The sequence below is a fragment of the Acinetobacter sp. AOR18_HL genome (assembly GCF_027855145.1).
In the GTDB taxonomy this organism is placed as follows: domain Bacteria; phylum Pseudomonadota; class Gammaproteobacteria; order Pseudomonadales; family Moraxellaceae; genus Acinetobacter; species Acinetobacter pittii.
On sequence record NZ_JAKTIG010000031.1, the window covers coordinates 478,946 to 492,569 of the forward strand.

A 13,624-nucleotide genomic window follows, 5' to 3' on the forward strand; every position below is an offset into this window, starting at 1 on the left:
CTTATGCTTTATTTACAAACGGGCGAATTTCAATATTGTTTTTTACAAGCTCGACTTTAATGGCAGCCGACATCTCTAGTGCACCGTCGGTATCACCATGTAAGCAAATGGTGTCGGCTTGAATTGGAGTAAATACGCCGTCAATTGACTCAACTCCACCATTTTTAAGCATAGACACCACACGGCTCGCAACAAATGCCGAGTCGTGTAAAACCGCACCTTCTAGACGGCGAGACACCAATGAGCCATCGCTGTTATAAGCACGGTCTGCAAATGCCTCAGATACCACTTTTAAGCCAGCCGCACGTGCCTGCTCGACTAAGTTCGACCCAGCCAAAGCCACTAAAACCAGTTCAGGGTTATACATTTTAATGGCATCAATCACGGCTGCTGCTTGAGATTGGTCATGGGCAATGGTGTTGTAGAGCGCGCCATGTGGTTTAACGTATTGCACTTTTGAGCCTGCCACTTTAGCCAAACCATCGAGTGCAGAAATTTGGTAAAGCACATCGGCAATCAATTCGTCACGTGACAAATCCATATTACGGCGGCCAAAGCCCACAAGGTCTGGATAAGACACATGGGCCCCAATAGTCACACCAAGCTCAACGGCTTTACGAACCGTTTTTAAAATGCCGAGTGGGTCGCCAGCATGAAAGCCACAAGCAATATTGGCACTGGTCACGACAGGTAAAATCTGGTCATCATTACCCATTTTCCATGAGCCAAAGCTCTCACCCAAATCACTATTTAAATCTACAAACATGGCATTATTCCTTTATCACTTCACGCAGTCTGGCTTAAAGCTTGGTCAAATAGTTAAATACAGTCGTAAATGACATGTAGCCCATCCACCACGTTAACAGACATGTTAATCCACCCAAAATAAGCAACCATTTTGGATAGTTATAATTACCCATCAAATCTTTACGGCACGCGGCAACATACACAAAAATTGTAAGGCCAATTGGCAACACCAATCCGTTAAAACCACCTACGAAAATGAGTAGGCCTGCCGGAGTTGCACCCAATAACACATAGAGCAATAAAGCCAATGCGATAAAGGTAATGGTCGTATAGTTGGTTTGTTTTGGTGTTAAGTTCTTTTTAAACGCAGTAAAGAATGACACTGAAGTATATGCTGCGCCAATGGTGCTACTAATCCCTGCTGCCCAGAAAATTAAACCAAATAATTTAAAACCAAATGTACCCGCTGCATATTGGAATGCTTGAGCTGCCGGATTGGCGTCATGGCTGGCTAAATCAATGGTTGCACCGCTCACCACCACACCTAAAAAAGCCAAGAACAACACATAGCGCATGATGCCGACCACAACAATGCCCTTGGTCGCAGCTTTAGCAACTTCATCAATATTTTCAGGGCCAACAGCGCCTTTATCGAGTAAACGGTGTGCACCCGCATAACAGATATAGCCACCAACCGTACCGCCAACAATGGTGGTAATAATGGCAAAGTCGATCTGATCTGGAGCAAAGGTTTGATGTACAGCTTGCCCAACTGGAGGCATCACAATGACAGCAACGATAATAATCAGGAGGATTTTAAGTAATCCCAATACGATCATGCTTTTATCCATTGCAAGCGTTGCTTTTCTAGAGGCAAAAATCAAAATGGCTAATGCACCACTTAAAATACCACCCCACTTTGTGTCGAGGCCAAAAAGCGCATTTAAACCTAAAGCTGCACCGGCAATGTTACCGACACTAAAGAAAAACCCGCCCAAAATCACCAGAAATGCCAGTAAATAACCACTACCCGGCAATGCTTTATTGGCAATATCAGATGCACGCATTTGAGTAAGTGTCACCACACGCCAAATGTTTTGTTGAACCACATAATCAATCAGAATGGAAACTAAAATGGCAAAGCCAAATGCCGCGCCTAACTTGACTGTAAATACAGCAGTTTGGGTTAAAAATCCGGGCCCCATTGCAGAGGTCGCCATCATAAAGATCGAGGCCACAATGGCCCATTGGCGATCTGATAAAAAAGAAGATTTCAGTAAAGACATATTAATGCGTTCCTCATCCATTTGAGCTTAACAACGCTATTTTCAAGTTGAACCAAGAACACCATTTTTCGTCCCAAACGATATTCTTTAATCCTTTAAAATGACAAAGATTCCCTGTTCCCCAATTAACACAATCGGTGATTAAATCTTGTGTCTAAAATAAAAACATAGCTAATCACTACGGACAATAAGACTTTTTACATAAAATAAAAATTTCAAGTGATTGATTTTTAATAATCTATCAATTATTGAAAAATCAGGATAAGCTTTACTTATTGAAGTTAATAAGCTGCTTTTATGGTTTCACATACAAAACAGCTTTTTTTAAATGAGAAACAATAGGGATAAAAGACACTCAAAAACAGCTTATTTTTTAATTTGCTCATTGAGTCTTTTCATAGCGCATTCAGAGACCTTAACCGCAACTTCGGTTAATTTCTCTTTTAAGGCAACATCGTTTCCTTGAATGTAGATCGAGGTGAAATGAAACGTCTTTAACTGAATAGGCGTATTTAATATTTCTAGTCGCCCATCAGTAATTTCTTTTAGTGCTGTTAAGGTCGGCACCACAGCAATACCTAAGCCCTGCTCGGCTAAACGCAACAGCGTTGCCAATGAATAACTGGTAATTGAAAGTGGTTCATCAATCCCTTGCTCTTTCATTCGTGCTTTCAATTCTTTATAGGGATAGGTAATTTTTGGATAAGTTAAAATGGTATGTGACATTAAAGTTTTAAAAGACATTTGAGCAACTCCACCTTTAAACGACGGTGAAGCCAAGAAACTTAGTTCAAAGTCACACAAGGCTTGTTCAATACACTCAAAAGCTAAAGTGGGCCCAAGTAAAAAAGCCATGTCTAAGTCACCTGTCCGAACACCTTCTTGTAAGTTAGGCGTAAGGTCTACCACAATTTCTACTGAAATTTTTGGGAACTCTTGCTGAACCTTTTCGATATATTCAACCAACCATGTATAAACAATAGTTTCGGAAACGCCTAAACGAATGGTGCCAGTCAGGTGTTGATTTTCAGTCAGTTCAGCCACCAGATCGGTCTCTAGTCGCATAAATTTTTCGGCGTACTTAAATAAGGTTAAGCCTTTGTGTGTTGGTTTAAGCTGCCGATAACTTCGATCTAAAACTTTAAAGCCTAATTCATTTTCAAGAGATGTGATTTTTTGAGAGACCGCAGGCTGGGTGGTTTGTAATTTAGTCGCGGCCTTATTGAAGCTCTTTAAAGTCACAACCCAATAAAATGCTTCAAGATTCTTTAAATTCACGTTTCATCCTGTCTTAAAAAACTCCTTTACTTTTATAGTATGGGAGTTGTTAGCGTGATTAGGCTAGCAATAAATAAATTTTTAAATAAAATTAGCCATCCAAATTTTTAAATGCTTTAGAAAGCTGACTAATTGTTTTGATCTGTTTTGAATAACGGCGGCATGAGCGGCACGCCAATAAATGCAGTTGTAAACCACTTTGCTCACGTAATAACAATGGTCTATCTTGCTTTTCAGACAACAGTTGAGTGGCTTGTCGACATGTCAGCATGAACAATCCTCCTTCAATAACCATTTATTTTCTAAACATTCACGTAGTCTGGTACGACTCCGATACATCAACACATTAAAGTTTGAGATAGACAATTCCAACTTGCTACAAATCTCATTAGAACTCAGCTCTATCACCTCTCTCATCATAAAAACTTGAGCATATTTGGCGGGTAAATGATTTAAACAAGCTTCAAAAATTATCCAAAAATCGGCCTGCTCCATCATTTCTTCAGGGCTTTGCCATGCTTGAGGCGCTTCATATTTATGCCAATGTCCAGAAGCATCAAACAGTGCATCAATACTCAGTTCACTTTCCTCATCTTTAAATAATTCTGTCATTGAGACCAAACGCGATTTTTGCCGAATCACATCAATAATTTTATTTTTTAAAATCGCGAACACCCATGTTTTGAATGCAGCCCGCCCTTTAAATGAATCTAAATGCTGGAAAGCACTCGTTAATGCCTCTTGCACCACATCTTCAGCTTGAGGAAGCGAAGAAAGCTGTAAAAAAGCAAATTTTATCATTTGCTGTCTTAAGTCTTGTAAAAAGGCTGGATTATGCAGCTGATCCCCTATTTCTTCATGATATGATGCCACGGCTGAAGTCATCCTTATACCTCTTTAAAATCATGGGGAACTTGAATCAATCGCACTCGAGTTAACAGTGCTTTTAGTTCTTGAATTTGCAGATAAATATCATGTTCAGACAAATCAGTGTGTACAGATTGAATCAGTGTATGAATATCTTGGTCAGTTAACTTTACATTTTGAGTCAACTGTTCAATCACCATAGCAAACAAAGGCGAAAGCTGTTCAATACATACTTTGTCTTGTTCATCTCGCCAGACCATAATTGCTCCAGGCATAGGCTCGGCCTGTTCTGAAGTCATTAAAGTTGTCCACGTATAAACGGGATATTGATAAACCAATACCCATACCTTCGTGGTTAACTGCCAATCACAGTTTTCCTGCAAAACTATTTTTTCAATTTCAACAGTGTCTAAATACAACTCAAGCCATTCAAACTGCAACAACTCAGCTAACCAAGGATATTCTTGCAATATCGGGTGCTGCTGATCTGTCAAATATTCTCTAAACTCAAGAGAAATATCATTATACAAAGGCGAGCGGCACTGGGCCTTTTGAAAAAACTCCGAGAGTAATTGTTGCCACTTTAACTCTGGCAACATCGCACGAGCCACGGGATAAACTAAATCAATAAATGAACAGACATTATTAAAAAGTAAGTCTCGATAAATATTCATTCGTTCGGCAGGAAGAGCTTGAGGTAATTCCAAATCAGGATCTCTAATCCAGTCACAAAACTGTTGTTGCATGGTCTGAAAGGATATTTGATTTTCCTTCATAGCCACTCTCCTGTTGTTGAATTATTTTAATTTTGGCTAGCTCCTCTTCTAGCTCTTGCCATGATGGAATATTAAAGTCGCGTTCAAGTAAAGTTGCTTTCACACCACACACTTGATAGGTATATCTCAATAGTTCCCATACGCGATCACAAACTTCTGAGCCATGCGTATCAATTAATAAATTTTTCTGAACTTGTTCATGTCCAGCAATATGTAAATAACGGATTCTTTCTTTTGGCATGTCCCGAATAAATCCAAATGCATCACTGCCATGGTTAATACTGTTGACATAGACATTATTTACATCCAAAAGCAAATCACAGTCTGCATATTGAAGGACTTCACGGATAAATTCCGCTTCACTCATTTCAGCATTGGGCATTAAATAAGTAGAAACATTCTCTATGACTAATCGTCTTCCTAAAATATCTTGAACACGTAAAATACGTTCAGCGACATATTGAACAGCCGCTTCAGTCATGGGGATTGGCAACAAATCATATAAATAGCCGCCATCATTTGTATAACTTAAATGTTCAGAATAAATCGAGACATCATATTGTTCTAAAAAGCTTTTTATTTTTTCGATAAATTCAAGATTGAGTGGATGAGGACCGCCAATAGACAATGACAAGCCGTGACAAATTAATGGGGCTTTTTCAACACACTGTGCGAGTAATTTCGCATGTCGACCACCAAAACCTAGCCAGTTTTCAGGAGCAACTTCGATAAAATCGGGACATGTTTTTGCATCTAAAAACGAATCTATAAAATCACGCCTTAAACCCAGTCCTACGCCTGACAAATCCATCATGGTGATTTCTCCTTTTGGAATGGATGCCGACACTTACCAGAAGGTCGACATCATCCATGATCAGATTGTTTACTTAGCGCCGCACTTACCGTCAGCGACTTTTTTATCTGCACCGCACTTGCCGTCCGCTGCTTTTTTGGTTGCTCCACATTTACCATCAGCTGCTTTTTTATCTGCACCACATTTTGCTTCGGCAGACTTTTCGTGGTTTTTCATTTTGCTAGCACCGCATTTTGCTTCACCGCATTTTCCATCTGCTGCTTTGGTTGCATGTGCTTCGGTTGTTGTATGGGTTGCTGCTACCGCCACTTGTGTAGCGCCAGCAACTGAAAGTGCTAATAATGCCGCCACTGAAGTCATTGAGTTGAGTTTGTTCATTTTAGTATTCCTTTAAAGATAAATTCTCGGTTTGTACATTTGTACGTATAGTTAGACGGACCAAATCCTTTTTTATTACACCGTAAATAAAAAATTTTTTTATGTAAGAAATACAGTCTTTATCCGACTAATTAATATTTAATCGCATCGGATGTGAAATTATCATGAAGAATTTTATTTATGGCTTATCTCAATATTATCAAAAACTGGGTAAAACTCTACAACATGCGGACGGCATCGCAGCTCTGGCTCTTCGATTATATTTAGTTCCTATATTTTGGATGGCCGGCACAAATAAATTAATGCACTTCAATGATATTGTAGAATGGTTTGGCAACTCAGATGGAGGTTTAGGACTTCCCTTTCCATATCTAATGGCCCTGCTTGCAACAACAACTGAACTCGCGGGGGCAATACTATTAACATTTGGTCTGTTTACTCGCTTAATTAGCATCCCACTGATTATTACGATGTTAGTTGCTATATTCACAGTCCATCTACCAAATGGATGGCAAGCGATTGCTGATCCAAATGCACCCTTTGCAAACATGCAGGTCTTGGCCTCGGCTGAAAAGTTAGAGAAAGCTCGTGAAATATTACAAACCTACGGCAATTATGACTGGCTCACGTCTAGTGGTTCGTTTGTAATTTTAAATAATGGAATTGAGTTTGCCGTTACGTATTTAGTCATGCTTCTCGCACTGCTTGTTCTTGGAGGCGGCCGTTATTTCAGTTTAGATTATTGGATTAAAAAGAAGCTGCCCTAATTAATCATTACGCTCAGAATCCTACTGACAGCAACATAGAGCATCTTTTTCTTATTGTGTGCCATGTCTGGTTCATGACACACAATCAATATTGAGGCAATTTGCTCAAACCAGAAGCCTGTATGAAGTTATCGAACTCTCACAAAAATAATATCTAGGTCTTTTTTGGGTACAAACTTAGTCTTGGTCATTTGAAATTGAGTTGGACTAATTTTTTTAACTGGCCCATCCCAACAAAATGAAACCAGTTCGTCTTTATCGCGCTCAATGGTTAACTTAAAGTTTTCAATTGGTTTTGCCCAATTTGCGCCCGTCGTCAAAATATAACCCAAAGCACTAAACGGCGAATTTTCTGCACTGGCTTTTTTTAAGCCCTGCTTAAATTTTTTATCCATACAAAATTGCTGGTTATATTCATCTGGATAGAGAGCTACAGAGCCACCGACCAAAGGTTTGTATTCATGATGAATCTTAGTCAAACCATTGGCTTTAAAAGTCTGCTTCCAACTATAGATCACTTGAGATGACCACGGAATCACATCATCTTTTTTAAATTTGGCTAAAATTTTCTGTATTTGCGGCTTTTTACATTGTTTTAGCTTATCTACATAATATTCATAATCATAGTTAGTACGAGTCCACGGATTTAGCATCTCTTTTTCACTAAAACCGCACTGTTTAAACTCATCCGTAGCATCAATCAGGGGAGATTTTTCATCTTTTTGAATAAAGGTTCTGACATGCATCTCTGGCTTTATATTTTTATCATCCACCACAATTTTAAAACTTTTTAAAAGTTCTTCGGTGTGAGCAAAATCAGACTCAAAAAAATTATCAATGCGCGGTAACGGAAATAAGATGGTTTCCGTCACGTCTTTATTACTTAAGTTTTTATAAAGATAGTCGACCTTAATCAGTTTTTTACTGATGAATAGATCTTCGCTTTGCATGGCAATCTGCGAGTTTTTGAGATATTGAATCCCACCCGTACCCACGTAACCCGTAGAGTCGTTGGCTAGACCATAGGTGGATAACGAAGCTAAAACAGCAAAGGTTAATGCAAACGTTTTCATTTTAAAGCGCTCTGTCATTTTCTAATTATAAAATATCGATCTGGAATAAAGCATAACTATTTAAGCATAGATACGATTAGTTTTTTAGTAATGACTCATATATCGCTTTAAATCTAAAAACTTTAATGAAAACTTAGTTTTTGTCTCGTCATCTTTTTAGGCACACTAATTTTTCCAATAAAGTTGGTTAGCCATAAAATGCATTCATCACGATGTTCAAAGTGAGGCATCAAACTAAGGTCAATTTTTATATCTCTATCTGCCAAAGGCAAACTCAAGCAATATTCAAAGTCAATCGACTTATATTTTAACCTCAGATCTTTTTCTTGGGCCTGTTTTTTGATTTCCGCCATGATGCGGTTGAGGTTAACAATCAAATTATTGGAAACTTGATTATTTTCATAGACACGTTCATAGACGTTTTCAGCAACGTCAATGTATTTTATAAGCTCTGCATTTTCATTCATATCGTTCACTTTCTCTTTTTTTTAAAGATTATGAACAGCTAAATGTTTAATTGCGTTACTTGGCACATTGGTTATGTGAAAAATGTATCTTTTCCTTTATTGCAATATAAACTTAAATAATTGTTATTTATTATAAAACATAAAAATCATGCATATTTACATACAATTAATCTTGTCTATGATCTGAGTTTAAACATAAGAAAAAATTGAGTTTCAATTATATTTAGTCAAAAAAAACCGCCCCAGAAGGCGGTCGCTGAGTTTAAACCAGCAGTATATAGAAGCAAGGTGGACGTTCGCTTCTATATTCTTTTATGAAGGAGTTTTATTGGTTTTCATAAAATCCTCAGATTTAAAATAATTGATAATCATGTCTGCATGCTCTTCTTTTGGAGGAGCAACAGTTACAGGAAACGAATCTTTCGACATCTTAAAACCTGGTGGTAAAAAGTGCGAAATTGGTGGCAATTTAGGCTTTCCCCCTTCTGTGATTCGCTCAATAAGACCAGCTAACCAAAGAAGATATTCACCTTCGTTTGTAAACTTTGGCATGACACTCAAATCAATTTTAACTTTGCATTCACTTAACGGTTTCGTTAAATTTTCTTCAAAGTCTATATAGTTGAACTTGAGCTTAAACTCAGTTCCCTTGATGGCTTTTCGGATCTGACTAATTAAACAGTTAAGGTTCTGAGTAATGTCATCAGTGAATAAGCCATCTTTTTTTATATTTTTATAAACCTTTTCGGCTACAGCTAGATACTTTGGCATTAACCTCTCTCCGTCCTATTGTTATAAAGTTCTGATCTATGAATGTCTTATGTATTTGATTATGCTTAAACTCATGTAATTAAAGGTAACCTTATTAGACTTGTTTGTAAGTAGTTAGTGCTTTATGTAAAGCGCACCAATAAAATACCGAAAAAAATTATGGTTTTGATAACTCATCCGCAAAAATGCATGGTTGAATAGAGAAAGTTTGAAACATTTATTTTCATATTATTTTTACCATTTGGTAAAATTAATATGCTTTCATTTGCTTATCTCGTCTCACTAAACCCAGAACAGCTCGACGCACTCGTATTTCTTCTTCAGAAAAAGGTAAATGCTCGATGAGCTCGCAAATTGAGAGAGAATTATTTTCGATCAAAAAGCAGTCTTGCTCTGTTGTCCAATTAGTCGTAGCCGATTCAGTTTGTTTTAAATAGCGTTTCATATTTCCTAGCAGACTTGTTTACACATACAAAAAGCCTGCCTTTAGGCAAGCTTATATTTCAGATTTTGAATTGATCATTATTATAGCAGTCTATACATGATATGTTCAGTTAATATTGTAGCTGCCCTAACTAAACATTATAAAAAAGCCCACTTATTGTGGGCTTCTAAATGGTTATTGTGCGGCATTTACCCCAACAATAAACTGACTACAATTAGAACCTTCAGATGCATTACCTAATTGCTTTTCAGAAAATTTAAATTTAGAGGCAACTGACTCATAATCTTTTTTAAGGCTTTGTCCTGTTAGCTCACCAAGCTCTTTCACTTGTTCTGGTTTCAAGATGCCATGTTCAACTGCTTGGTTTACCATGACACATGCTGTCGTCATTGCGTCATAACGTGCAGCAGTTTTAGAGTAACCAAGAGCGCCTATTACCCCACCAACAATTAAACCAATAATGACCGCTAAAGTTACGTGCATTTTATTCATTTTTTAAATACCTAAAAATCTAACGAAAAGACGAACACTTCAAAAGGATGTGCTCAAGTCCAATTAAGATAGCGGTATTTACACGATATAAAAAGTTAGATTCTGTCACATTTGTTGATAGATTGAGTGAAATGCGTTTAACCAGTTCAAAAGAAAAATATCAGACCTTTCTAGTTCTCTTTCGTTTTTTGCTTGGCACTTCTGAAGGAATAACCACCTTACCCGTACCTAACCCGCGGAAAAAATAATTAATGATATATAAGAATAACAAGCCAAAATAAAAAATCGGGAAAATACTAAATAAGCTGACTGCTATTTCCCAGAACATCACCCCCACTCTGTAATTATAACTAAATGCTATAAGTCCACCTTTACGTCTAGGTCTGTGCTGAGAAATATCATCATCAATAAAGTGAAAAACTCCCATAATCAAACATATAGCAAATGTAATTGAGACCAATGTCTTTTTAACTAAAGGCTTTTCTAACCAAGGGTATTTTTTTGAAGATTCAAACTCGGCTTTAAAAAAGAATTTATAAATTTCTTCTTGATAAGCTTTATTAATCCCGTGTTCTTTAATAAAAAAATAGCATACTGCACAGCCTAAAAAGAACATGACTATGGTTATATAAATGCTATAAAGAATCGTAAAAAACGGTAGTGGGCCTTTTGTACCAATAGTCACATGCATAGTTTGTGTGATGTATTGATATAGCTCGTACTGCCATTCATTTTTTGGATAACCAGGAAATACAAATAAAGGAATAATAAAAAGAATAGAGCATAAGGCTATATTTCCTCTATTTTCTTTACTTTTCCGCACAATTGTAGAAAGAAATTTTTTAGAAGCCATATCTATATTTTACAATTTGGAATCACTTCTTTAACCTTATAAAAATCATTAAAAGCTTTTATAGTATTCATAACAAGCCATTCATTTTATTTAATATCTTGTGAACGAACTTTACTCTATGTTTTAGATGAAATCAAAAGAAGAGAGAAAGTTTCCTTATATGAAATATATACTTATTTTTACTGTGCTCTTTTATGTTTAAAAGAGCACTTTTTTAAATACTTTATTAAGATATTCCTAAATCATCAAGGTAAAAACGGTTTTGTTAGAAATACAAACCCGACAGAAAAAAAAGCATTATCGTGATGCGAAATTTGGTCGCCATAACTTGCGTTTAATTGAACCAATTCTTTATAGACCATGTACCGAAAACCTGTTTGGTAAAAGGCGTCATTTCGGTCATTACCATATACTTCGGCAGTGAGCGTTAATGGGTTAGCAAGTTGTGTTTCGGTTCCAATACCCCACGTGGTTTGGCTTTTATGCGAGATATTTTCACGTAACCATCCCATATTGGCATGGATTAAAAACTTATCATCCAAAGTAGAAAGACTTAAAGGAACATTAACCGTCCAATCTTTCTTTGAAGAATCCTTAGTATTGATTTGAGTACCAAATGAAAAACCAATTCCCCAATCATTCGTTTCTAAAGGCTTTAATAAGGTTTTACCTTGTAGAGTTGCATAACTGACATGCTCAGTATCATCATTTACTCTCCCCATCCCTATAGCAAATTCAAAATTACCACCAAAATTACAGGCTGGTGTTGCCCAATATTCTTTGCTGTCAGAGTTATGCTGTGCCCATGTTTCTAGCTGACAAGTTTTTGGAGAAACCAGAGCAGCATCGTCAACAACCATAGGTCGTCCACTATGGCTCGCGCTAGATAATGCGAATAAACAGAAACCAGAAATAAGTGAGCGTTTCTTTAAAGTAAATAACACTAGCATCACTCCCATAAGTCATGGAGCACATGCAAGTACTGCAACCCGTCATGAATAAATCATGGATTAATAATAGAAATGAAAAGATGGAAATAAAAAAACCTCTTCTTGCATCCACAAAAAGAGGTCTGTCAGGACTTCAGTGGATACTTAGACTATTACCGATCGACTACTGTCACTCGAGCAAGTACTCACATTGAAGCTCCTAAAAATTAGTTGGGCGGATTCTAAAATTACCGTTGTTAAATATCAAGTTAAAATTTCATGTCAGTCTAAGCGATAGAAAAACTGCTTATTTTAAAAACTCTTTCACAGTTTCTTGCATACTTGTCGTTGCGCGGCCAATGAGCTGATGCAGATCTTTGCTATCACTATATAAACCGTCTTTAGACACGCCTTCATCCGAATCTGCCAATATATGAGCAAACCCTTCTGGTACACCAACCTGCACTAAGAATGCTTTATATTCTTCTTCGGGTAAATCTTGATAAGTTATATCTTTTTTAGTGATTTCACTTGTCCATTTTGCCACATCATCAAGCGTGTAACTTGTATCACCTGCCAGCTCATAAATCTTATTTTCATGCCCATCTTGCGTTAATACCACAGCAGCCGCTGTTGCATAGTCTAGACGTGAAGCAGAAGAAACTTTACCGTGATGAGTTGCCCCAAAAATTTTGCCATGCTCAACTGCTTGTTTAAGACCCATTGCATAATTTTCGTTGTACCAGTTATTGCGTAATAACGTGTAGGGAATATTCGATGCTTTTAAATATTGTTCAGTTTCAACATGTTCTTGTGCAAGTAAAAGCGGTGTTACATCTGCTTTTAATAAACTTGTGTAAGCAATAAATTTTACATGCGCGAGTTTTGCTGCATTAATAATATTTTGGTGTTGTACTGTGCGTTGACCAATTTCATTTGATGAAATTAATAAAAGCTTATCAATACCTTGCAGTTGCTCTGAAAGTTTTTCTACATCATTAACATAATCAAAAGGACGAACTTCTATCCCTTTTGAACTTAAATCTAAAGCTTTTTCTGGATTACGGACTAATGCCACAATATTTTTTGCTTCGGTCCGTTCAAGTAATTGAGAAATAACGAATTGACCAAGTTGACCTGTTGCACCAGTAACTGCAATACGCATGATGATCTCCATCTGATGTAATTGAAATATTTCAATCATCGTAGTATCTTCACTTACTAAAAGTAAGTACTTACCTAAAAGTAAGTTCAGCATTAAATGTAAACTTTTGTAATGCAGGTAATGAGCAATGAAAGGTCTGGTTTTTGCAGCAAATTGTCCATCTAGAAAAATCTTGTTAACACTAACAAGCCGTTGGAGCGTTTTAATTTTAGTTGCATTACGTGATCAGCGTTTGCGCTTTAATGAATTAAAAAAATTAATTGATGGAATTAGTGAAAAAATGCTGGCACAAACCTTAAAGTTACTCGAGCAAGATGGCTTTATCTTTCGTCAGGACTATGCCGAAGTGCCCCCTCGAGTAGATTATCAATTAACAGACTTTGGCCGAGAAGCTTCCGATAGACTTTTTGATTTAACGGATTGGCTTGAAAATAATATATCTCAGTTATTAGAACAGCAGCCTCGTTCAGACTTAGTTTAATAAGCAAATCTTTGTATATTTAAATTTGCTTCACG

18 protein-coding genes are annotated in these 13,624 nt (G+C 37.0%); 2 read left to right on the plus strand and 16 right to left on the minus strand.

Translation table 11 applies throughout. From position 1 onward, the window contains the following. Position 1: 1 nt before the first annotated feature. The 8 genes from MKL51_RS10365 to MKL51_RS10400 all read right to left on the minus strand — a co-directional run bounded on the left by MKL51_RS10365 (position 2) and on the right by MKL51_RS10400 (position 6,146). Positions 2 to 766 (minus strand): LamB/YcsF family protein, encoded by a 765-nt coding sequence (locus MKL51_RS10365; RefSeq protein ID WP_017481469.1) that lies wholly within the window; start codon positions 764 to 766, stop codon positions 2 to 4. A 34-nt stretch (positions 767 to 800) separates the two neighbouring features. Next, positions 801 to 2,054 carry an NRAMP family divalent metal transporter gene (locus MKL51_RS10370; protein ID WP_014206320.1) on the minus strand — a complete coding sequence of 418 codons (1,254 nt, stop codon included), beginning with the start codon at positions 2,052 to 2,054 and terminating at the stop codon, positions 801 to 803. A gap of 345 nt (positions 2,055 to 2,399) precedes the next feature. Beyond that, positions 2,400 to 3,311 carry a LysR family transcriptional regulator MumR gene (gene mumR, locus MKL51_RS10375; RefSeq protein WP_014206319.1) on the minus strand — a complete coding sequence of 304 codons (912 nt, stop codon included), beginning with the start codon at positions 3,309 to 3,311 and terminating at the stop codon, positions 2,400 to 2,402. A gap of 91 nt (positions 3,312 to 3,402) precedes the next feature. After that, on the minus strand, positions 3,403 to 3,582 hold the full coding sequence (locus MKL51_RS10380) for a zf-HC2 domain-containing protein (RefSeq protein ID WP_017400102.1): 180 nt from the start codon (positions 3,580 to 3,582) through the stop codon (positions 3,403 to 3,405). After that, the gene (locus tag MKL51_RS10385; protein WP_017481468.1) at positions 3,576 to 4,196 is read right to left on the minus strand and encodes an RNA polymerase factor sigma-70; all 621 of its coding nucleotides are present in this window, start codon (positions 4,194 to 4,196) and stop codon (positions 3,576 to 3,578) included. Before MKL51_RS10385 ends, MKL51_RS10380 begins: the two co-directional genes overlap by 7 nt. Positions 4,197 to 4,198: 2 nt before the next feature. Then, complete coding sequence (locus tag MKL51_RS10390) at positions 4,199 to 4,954, minus strand: HvfC family RiPP maturation protein (RefSeq protein ID WP_031945047.1); 756 nt, start codon at positions 4,952 to 4,954, stop codon at positions 4,199 to 4,201. Continuing rightward, a complete protein-coding gene (locus tag MKL51_RS10395) occupies positions 4,905 to 5,768 on the minus strand; it encodes an HvfB family MNIO-type RiPP peptide maturase (protein WP_017481466.1) in 864 nt (287 codons plus the stop codon). Before MKL51_RS10395 ends, MKL51_RS10390 begins: the two co-directional genes overlap by 50 nt. A gap of 69 nt (positions 5,769 to 5,837) precedes the next feature. Next, the gene (locus MKL51_RS10400) at positions 5,838 to 6,146 is read right to left on the minus strand and encodes an HvfA family oxazolone/thioamide-modified RiPP metallophore (protein WP_004642275.1); all 309 of its coding nucleotides are present in this window, start codon (positions 6,144 to 6,146) and stop codon (positions 5,838 to 5,840) included. A gap of 164 nt (positions 6,147 to 6,310) precedes the next feature. Between MKL51_RS10400 and MKL51_RS10405 the strand changes: the two genes are divergently transcribed. Next, the gene (locus MKL51_RS10405; protein ID WP_017481465.1) at positions 6,311 to 6,913 is read left to right on the plus strand and encodes an HvfX family Cu-binding RiPP maturation protein; all 603 of its coding nucleotides are present in this window, start codon (positions 6,311 to 6,313) and stop codon (positions 6,911 to 6,913) included. Between the two features lie 128 nt (positions 6,914 to 7,041). Here the strand turns inward: MKL51_RS10405 and MKL51_RS10410 are convergent, their stop codons facing one another. From MKL51_RS10410 to MKL51_RS10445, 8 genes are all read right to left on the minus strand, one after another. Next, positions 7,042 to 7,986, minus strand: coding sequence for a DUF4424 family protein (locus MKL51_RS10410; protein WP_017481464.1), 945 nt, complete (start codon positions 7,984 to 7,986; stop codon positions 7,042 to 7,044). Positions 7,987 to 8,108: 122 nt separating this feature from the next. Continuing rightward, positions 8,109 to 8,453, minus strand: a complete 345-nt coding sequence (locus MKL51_RS10415; RefSeq protein WP_017481463.1) for a hypothetical protein — start codon at positions 8,451 to 8,453, stop codon at positions 8,109 to 8,111. Positions 8,454 to 8,765: 312 nt separating this feature from the next. After that, positions 8,766 to 9,224 (minus strand): hypothetical protein, encoded by a 459-nt coding sequence (locus tag MKL51_RS10420; protein ID WP_017481462.1) that lies wholly within the window; start codon positions 9,222 to 9,224, stop codon positions 8,766 to 8,768. 250 nt (positions 9,225 to 9,474) lie between these two features. Next, positions 9,475 to 9,669, minus strand: a complete 195-nt coding sequence (locus tag MKL51_RS10425) for a hypothetical protein (RefSeq protein WP_005070097.1) — start codon at positions 9,667 to 9,669, stop codon at positions 9,475 to 9,477. A gap of 174 nt (positions 9,670 to 9,843) precedes the next feature. Continuing rightward, complete coding sequence (locus tag MKL51_RS10430; RefSeq protein WP_005070099.1) at positions 9,844 to 10,161, minus strand: hypothetical protein; 318 nt, start codon at positions 10,159 to 10,161, stop codon at positions 9,844 to 9,846. Between the two features lie 160 nt (positions 10,162 to 10,321). Beyond that, on the minus strand, positions 10,322 to 11,014 hold the full coding sequence (locus tag MKL51_RS10435; protein WP_017481461.1) for a hypothetical protein: 693 nt from the start codon (positions 11,012 to 11,014) through the stop codon (positions 10,322 to 10,324). A 245-nt stretch (positions 11,015 to 11,259) separates the two neighbouring features. Further along, complete coding sequence (locus MKL51_RS10440) at positions 11,260 to 11,964, minus strand: hypothetical protein (RefSeq protein WP_017481460.1); 705 nt, start codon at positions 11,962 to 11,964, stop codon at positions 11,260 to 11,262. 286 nt (positions 11,965 to 12,250) lie between these two features. Beyond that, entirely contained in the window at positions 12,251 to 13,108 is an 858-nt protein-coding gene (locus MKL51_RS10445; protein WP_025468432.1) for an SDR family oxidoreductase, read from the minus strand. A gap of 127 nt (positions 13,109 to 13,235) precedes the next feature. Between MKL51_RS10445 and MKL51_RS10450 the strand changes: the two genes are divergently transcribed. Further along, positions 13,236 to 13,589 (plus strand): winged helix-turn-helix transcriptional regulator, encoded by a 354-nt coding sequence (locus MKL51_RS10450; RefSeq protein WP_017481458.1) that lies wholly within the window; start codon positions 13,236 to 13,238, stop codon positions 13,587 to 13,589. The last annotated feature ends 35 nt before the right edge of the window (positions 13,590 to 13,624 follow it).

Excerpts from the sequence above, each read along its gene's own strand:
- MKL51_RS10365 (WP_017481469.1), bottom strand. The coding sequence starts at position 766 with ATGTTTGTAGATTTAAATAGTGATTTGGGTGAGAGCTTTGGCTCATGG.
- MKL51_RS10370 (WP_014206320.1), bottom strand. The coding sequence starts at position 2,054 with ATGGATGAGGAACGCATTAATATGTCTTTACTGAAATCTTCTTTTTTA.
- MKL51_RS10380 (WP_017400102.1), bottom strand. The coding sequence starts at position 3,582 with ATGCTGACATGTCGACAAGCCACTCAACTGTTGTCTGAAAAGCAAGAT.
- MKL51_RS10385 (WP_017481468.1), bottom strand. The coding sequence starts at position 4,196 with ATGACTTCAGCCGTGGCATCATATCATGAAGAAATAGGGGATCAGCTG.
- MKL51_RS10390 (WP_031945047.1), bottom strand. The coding sequence starts at position 4,954 with ATGAAGGAAAATCAAATATCCTTTCAGACCATGCAACAACAGTTTTGT.
- MKL51_RS10395 (WP_017481466.1), bottom strand. The coding sequence starts at position 5,768 with ATGATGGATTTGTCAGGCGTAGGACTGGGTTTAAGGCGTGATTTTATA.
- MKL51_RS10400 (WP_004642275.1), bottom strand. The coding sequence starts at position 6,146 with ATGAACAAACTCAACTCAATGACTTCAGTGGCGGCATTATTAGCACTT.
- MKL51_RS10405 (WP_017481465.1), top strand. The coding sequence starts at position 6,311 with ATGAAGAATTTTATTTATGGCTTATCTCAATATTATCAAAAACTGGGT.
- MKL51_RS10410 (WP_017481464.1), bottom strand. The coding sequence starts at position 7,986 with ATGAAAACGTTTGCATTAACCTTTGCTGTTTTAGCTTCGTTATCCACC.
- MKL51_RS10415 (WP_017481463.1), bottom strand. The coding sequence starts at position 8,453 with ATGAATGAAAATGCAGAGCTTATAAAATACATTGACGTTGCTGAAAAC.
- MKL51_RS10420 (WP_017481462.1), bottom strand. The coding sequence starts at position 9,224 with ATGCCAAAGTATCTAGCTGTAGCCGAAAAGGTTTATAAAAATATAAAA.
- MKL51_RS10425 (WP_005070097.1), bottom strand. The coding sequence starts at position 9,669 with ATGAAACGCTATTTAAAACAAACTGAATCGGCTACGACTAATTGGACA.
- MKL51_RS10430 (WP_005070099.1), bottom strand. The coding sequence starts at position 10,161 with ATGAATAAAATGCACGTAACTTTAGCGGTCATTATTGGTTTAATTGTT.
- MKL51_RS10435 (WP_017481461.1), bottom strand. The coding sequence starts at position 11,014 with ATGGCTTCTAAAAAATTTCTTTCTACAATTGTGCGGAAAAGTAAAGAA.
- MKL51_RS10440 (WP_017481460.1), bottom strand. The coding sequence starts at position 11,964 with ATGCTAGTGTTATTTACTTTAAAGAAACGCTCACTTATTTCTGGTTTC.
- MKL51_RS10445 (WP_025468432.1), bottom strand. The coding sequence starts at position 13,108 with ATGCGTATTGCAGTTACTGGTGCAACAGGTCAACTTGGTCAATTCGTT.
- MKL51_RS10450 (WP_017481458.1), top strand. The coding sequence starts at position 13,236 with ATGAAAGGTCTGGTTTTTGCAGCAAATTGTCCATCTAGAAAAATCTTG.